The following is a 5,757-nucleotide window of genomic DNA, read 5'->3' as shown; positions in this document are numbered from 1 at the left end:
CCACGCGTACAAAAAAGAGCCCGTCTCCTTCATTGCTGAAGAAGACGGGCAAATACCTGGCGGCGACCTACTCTCACAGGACCTGTCGTCCCAATACCATCGGCGCTGCGGCGTTTCACTTCCGGGTTCGGAATGGGACCGGGTGGTTCCACCACGCTCTGGCCACCAGAGGGCAACCCTGTTTGTTGTCGCTCGTGCTCGTTGGCACTCGCTCAGGGCTGGGTCTCTAATGGTCGGAGGCCTTGGCCGGTGTCGCTTGTTACAGCTTGCCGGCCATCACCGCTCTCTGACATCCGCATGGAGCTTTCAAATTCACTTCAATCAACCTCAATTCGTCCACTTTGAGCCTCGCGCGGTCGCTTGGGAAGCAAGCGATTCCGAACGGAATCAAGCCAGACGGATGATTAGTACCAGTAAGCTGCACATATTGCTACGCTTCCACTTCTGGCCTATCAACGTGGTAGTCTTCCACGATCCTTCAGGGAAAACTCATCTTGGGAGGAGCTTGGCGCTTAGATGCTTTCAGCGCTTATCTCGTCCGCACTTAGCTACCCGGCCATGCTGTTGACACAACAACCGGTGCACCAGAGGTGCGTCAATTCCGGTCCTCTCGTACTAGGAATTGAACCCCTCAGTTTTCCTGCGCCCACAGAGGATAGAGGACCGAACTGTCTCGCGACGTTCTGAACCCAGCTCGCGTGCCGCTTTAACCGGCGAACAGCCGGACCCTTGGGACCTTCTCCAGCCCCAGGATGCGACGAGCCGACATCGAGGTGCCAAACTTCGCCGTCGATATGAACTCTTGGGCGAAATCAGCCTGTTATCCCTAAGGTACCTTTTATCCGTTGAGCGACGGCAATTCCACATTCTACCGCCGGATCACTTAGGCCGACTTTCGTCTCTGCTCGGCTTGTAGGCCTCACAGTTAGGCGGGCTTATGCCTATGCACTCGACACATGGTTGCAGACCATGCTGAGCCCACCTTCGCGCTCCTCCGTTACTCTTTGGGAGGATACCGCCCCAGTAAAACTGACCGGCTGACACTGTTTCCCGCCCGGTTTCACGGGTCGGGGTTAGATCTTCCAACACCCAAGGGTGGTATCTCACTGATGACTCCACGACCCCCTAAAGGGCCATATCAACGTCTCCCACTTATGCTGAGCATGAGAATCGAAAAACCAATGACAGCTTACAGTTAAGGTCTATAGGGTCTTTCCGTCCTTCTGCGGGTAGGCGGCATCTTCACCGCCATTACAATTTCACTGAGCACCTAGTTGAGACAGTGCCCAACTCGTTACACGATTCGTGCAGGTCGGAACTTACCCGACAAGGAATTTCGCTACCTTAGGACCGTTATAGTTACGGCCGACATTCACGGGGACTTGGGCTCAAAGCTTCGCCTTGCGGCTAACCTCTTACCTTAATCTTTCCGCATTGGTCACGTGTCACACCCTATACTTGGACTTGCGTCTTGGCAGAGTGCTGTGTTTTTGCTAAACAGTCGGTTGGGCCATTTCACTGCGGCCCCATTTGCATGGGGCACCCCTTCTTCCGAAGTTACGGGGCTAATTTGCCGAGTTCCTTAACTAGGGTTCACTCTTGCGCCTTGGTATACTCTACCCACCCACCTGTGTCGGTTTACGGTACGGGTTCCTTAGCATGCACAGGGGCTTTTCTTGGCACAATTTCCAGCCATGCGGATCGGCCGTAGCCTCACCTCGGAATTCAATCACCTAGTGGCTTTTCATCATGCGTCCTCCCTGCTTAAGTTTCGGAAGTGCTGGAATATTAACCAGCTGTCCATCGCCTACGCGTATCCGCCTCGGCTTAGGTCCCGACTAACCCCGGGACGAAAAACGTAGCCCGGGAAACCTGGGGTTTACGGCGGACCGGGATTTCACCGGTCTTATCGTTACTCATGTCTGCATCCTCTCTTCTCAACTCTCCAGTTTCAGTCGCCATCCACCTTCAGCGTGTTGAGAATGCTCCTCTACCGCGCCTACTGATACAGTAGACACCCAGAGCTTCGGTATAACGCTTATCGCCGATCATTTTCGGCGCAAGATCTCTCGATGAGTAAGCTATTACGCACTTTTTAAATGGTGGCTGCTTCTAAGCCAACATCCTCACTGTCTGTGAAATCTCACATCCTTTCCACTTAGCGTTATTTAGGCACCTTAGCTGCTGATCAGGGTTGTTTCCCTTTTGACGATGAAGCTTATCCCCCACCGTCTCACTGCCGCGCTCCACTCACCGGTATTCGGAGTTTGATAGGGTTTGGTAGACGGGTATGCCCCCTAGCCCTTTCAGTGCTCTACCCCCGGTAATCAGCACGCGACGCTGCACCTCAATGCATTTCGAGGAGAACCAGCTATCACGGGGTTTGAATAGCCTTTCACTCCTACCCTCAAGTCATCCGAGAATTTTTCAACATTCACCGGTTCGGTCCTTCACGTCGTATTACCGACGCTTCAACCTGCTCAAGGGTAGATCACCTCCGCTTCGGGTCCAGCACGTGCAACTATGATCGCCCTATTCGGACTCGCTTTCGCTGCGCCTCCATTCCGGAAGAACTTAGGCTTGCCACACATACTGACTCGCAGACTCATTAAGCAAAAGGCACGCAATCACCCCCGAAGGGGCTCTTACACCTTGTAGGCACAGGGTTTCAGGTTCTATTTCACTCCGCTCGCAGCGGTTCTTTTCACCTTTCCCTCACGGTACTGGTTCACTATCGGTCGCTAACTAGTATTTAGCCTTACGCCGTGGTCGGCGCAGATTCACACAACGTTCCACGTGTGCTGTGCTACTCAGGAACACCCTAGGGCCGCGTCGGATTTCGGTTACGGGGATTTCACCCTCTTTGTCGGAACTTTCCAGGTCCTTCACCTATCGTCAACGGTCCCACATCGGGGTCCTACAACCCCGGAAGCAAGCTTCCGGTTTGGGCTGATCCGCTTTCGCTCGCCACTACTTACGGAATCGATTCTCTTTCTTTTCCTCCGGTTACTGAGATGTTTCACTTCACCGGGTATCGCGTATCTTTCCCTATCTTTGTTCAGGAAAGAACGATGGCGTATTAACACCACCAGGTTACCCCATTCGGAAATCTCCGGATCAACGCTCGTTTGCAGCTCCCCGAAGCTTATCGCAGCTTATCACGTCCTTCATCGCCTGTTAGCACCAAGGCATTCACTCTGTGCCCTTTAAAGCTTGATTCCTTTGTTCGAAATCAGCTCGTTCATGCGCAATGCCTGCCGCCATGCCGTAAAGCAGCGGTGGTTCATTGCGCGCCGGCGTGAGTCACACCGGCAAATCTACTTGTATACCAAGGACCGCGCAAATAATGGCTCATGTGAACAATTGATTTTTTGCAGTCTCTTGAAAAACTTTATTTCTCCATACGGATGTCAAAGAGCGGTTGCTCACTCACAAATTATCATGTTTCTCCAGACCTTCGAAAGATGGTGGGCCTGATAGGACTCGAACCTATGACCCCCGCCTTATCAAGGCGGTGCTCTAACCAACTGAGCTACAGGCCCAATTAATTTCCAAGACCCGTGTGCCTCCCGGTTTTACCCTGGAAGCTCGAGACGGATCATGAAAGATGGTGGAGGTTAACGGATTCGAACCGTTGACATTCTGCTTGCAAAGCAGACGCTCTACCAACTGAGCTAAACCCCCTCTCGAAGGAGGATTGAAGAAGAAGAGGACGAAAGCTAAATCGTGTGCTGCGGGCGTCGGATAACACGCGGTATAATAATATTTTGGTGCGGCGCTCATCGCGTTCTCCGCAGCCCGTTCATTGCTGAACTGGGGCCTCGACCTGCTTCAGTGACCCGAAGGTTTGAAGCTACTCCATAGAAAGGAGGTGATCCAGCCGCAGGTTCCCCTACGGCTACCTTGTTACGACTTCATCCCAGTTACCAGCTTCACCTTAGGATCGTACGATACTTCGGGTGCTACCGGCTTCCATGATGTGACGGGCGGTGTGTACAAGACCCGGGAACGTATTCACGCTGCCGTAGCTGATGCAGCATTACTAGCGATTCCGGCTTCATGGAGGCGAGTTGCAGCCTCCAATCCGAACTGGGCCCAGTTTTGTAGATTTCCTCCACCTCGCGGTCTCGGTTCTCATTGTACTGGGCATTGTAGTACGTGTGCAGCCCAAGGCGTAAGGGCCATACTGACCTGACGTCGTCCCCACCTTCCTCCCAGTTGATCTGGGCAGTCTGAACAGAGTCCCCACCATTACGTGCTGGCAACAGTTCACAGGGGTTGCGCTCGTTGCGGGACTTAACCCAACATCTCACGACACGAGCTGACGACGGCCATGCAGCACCTGTGGAAGTCCCCCGAAGGGTCACACGCTTTCACGTGCTTAGAAATCCATGTCAAGCCTTGGTAAGGTTCTTCGCGTTGCATCGAATTAAGCCACATACTCCACCGCTTGTGCGGGTCCCCGTCAATTTCTTTGAGTTTTAGTCTTGCGACCGTACTTCCCAGGCGGCACGCTTAACGCGTTAGCTCCGGCACAAGGGGGGTCGAATCCCCTCACACCAAGCGTGCACCGTTTACTGCTAGGACTACAGGGGTATCTAATCCCTTTTGCTCCCCTAGCCTTCGAGCCTCAGCGTCAGATGTTGTCCAGTAGCTCGCCTTCGCCACGAGTGTTCCTATCGATATCCACGCATTTCACTGCTACACCGATAATTCCAGCTACCTCTCCAACCCTCAAGCGTGGCAGTATCGGATGCAGTTCCGGGGTTGAGCCCCGGGATTTCACATCTGACTTACCACGCAGCCTACGCTCCCTTTACGCCCAGTGATTCCGAACAACGCTTGGGACCTTCGTATTACCGCGGCTGCTGGCACGAAGTTAGCCGTCCCTTCCTCTTCTGGTACTATCAACCCTGTCGGCTATTTACCGCCAGGTCTTACTCCCAGATGACAGGAGTTTACAATCCGAAGACCTTCATCCTCCACGCGGCGTTGCACCATCAGGGTTTCCCCCATTGTGAATTATTCTCGACTGCTGCCACCCGTAGGTGTCTGGACCGTGTCTCAGTTCCAGTGTGCCTGATCATCCTCTCAGACCAGGTACCCGTCGTCGCCTTGGTGAGCCGTTACCTCGCCAACTAGCTGATAGGCCGCGAGCCAATCCTGTAGCGGCAGCTTTCGCCACCTTTACCCTTGCGGGACCATGGGGTATTAATCCGCCTTTCGGCGGGCTATTCCCCACTACAGGGCATGTAACTCACGTGTTACGCACCCGTGCGCCACTGACTGAAGCGGTATTGCTACAACTTCAATCCGTTCGACTTGCATGTCTTAAACACGCCGCCAGCGTTCGTTCTGAGCCAGAATCAAACTCTCCGTAAAAAACGTATGCGACCGGCTCCTTGCGGAACCGTTCGTCAAATTGACCGTCCAGTTTGAACCGTGAGGTTCTCCCTGAACACCGCGCGCATCTTCATGCACGCAGCACACAATTTAGCCTTTTCCTCTTCATCCGGCATTTTTGGCCCGGAGCTTGCTAACTCAATCCTCGTGAGGATCTTGCGAACAACTCCAGCAACCATTGCCGGACCATGATTTGTGAAAGATCTTGTTTCGAGGGGACTAAAAAGCCGATCGGATTCTGTCTTCGTAGAAGAAGAACCGCGATCGACTCCCGTCTCTCGCGCCGCGCTTGGTGCCGCGCGGCGGGGAGAACCTAAGGTGCCCGGACCCCGGGGGTCAATACCTTTCGTGATG

Annotated in this window: 1 protein-coding gene, 2 tRNA genes and 3 rRNA genes; all 6 read right to left on the bottom strand. The window is 53.7% G+C overall.

The annotated features are described in order from the left end of the window. Nucleotides 1-54: 54 nt before the first annotated feature. Nucleotides 55-170: ribosomal RNA gene (rrf, locus tag WKV53_RS28535) — 5S ribosomal RNA — on the bottom strand. A gap of 213 nt (nucleotides 171-383) precedes the next feature. Beyond that, a 23S ribosomal RNA gene (locus tag WKV53_RS28530) occupies nucleotides 384-3,219 on the bottom strand. 246 nt (nucleotides 3,220-3,465) lie between these two features. Next, nucleotides 3,466-3,542: transfer RNA gene (locus WKV53_RS28525), tRNA-Ile, on the bottom strand. Between the two features lie 66 nt (nucleotides 3,543-3,608). Beyond that, nucleotides 3,609-3,684: transfer RNA gene (locus WKV53_RS28520), tRNA-Ala, on the bottom strand. A gap of 180 nt (nucleotides 3,685-3,864) precedes the next feature. After that, a 16S ribosomal RNA gene (locus WKV53_RS28515) occupies nucleotides 3,865-5,382 on the bottom strand. The 16S, 23S and 5S rRNA genes sit together here with 2 tRNA genes alongside, the layout of an rRNA operon. Nucleotides 5,383-5,417: 35 nt before the next feature. Further along, nucleotides 5,418-5,757 (bottom strand): hypothetical protein (locus WKV53_RS28510; protein WP_341408260.1); only part of this gene is annotated, 340 nt, incomplete at its 5' end.

The sequence above is a fragment of the Luteolibacter sp. Y139 genome (assembly GCF_038066715.1).
Taxonomy (GTDB): Bacteria; Verrucomicrobiota; Verrucomicrobiia; order Verrucomicrobiales; family Akkermansiaceae; genus Haloferula; species Haloferula soli.
This window is presented reverse-complemented; position numbering and strand designations above follow the sequence as displayed.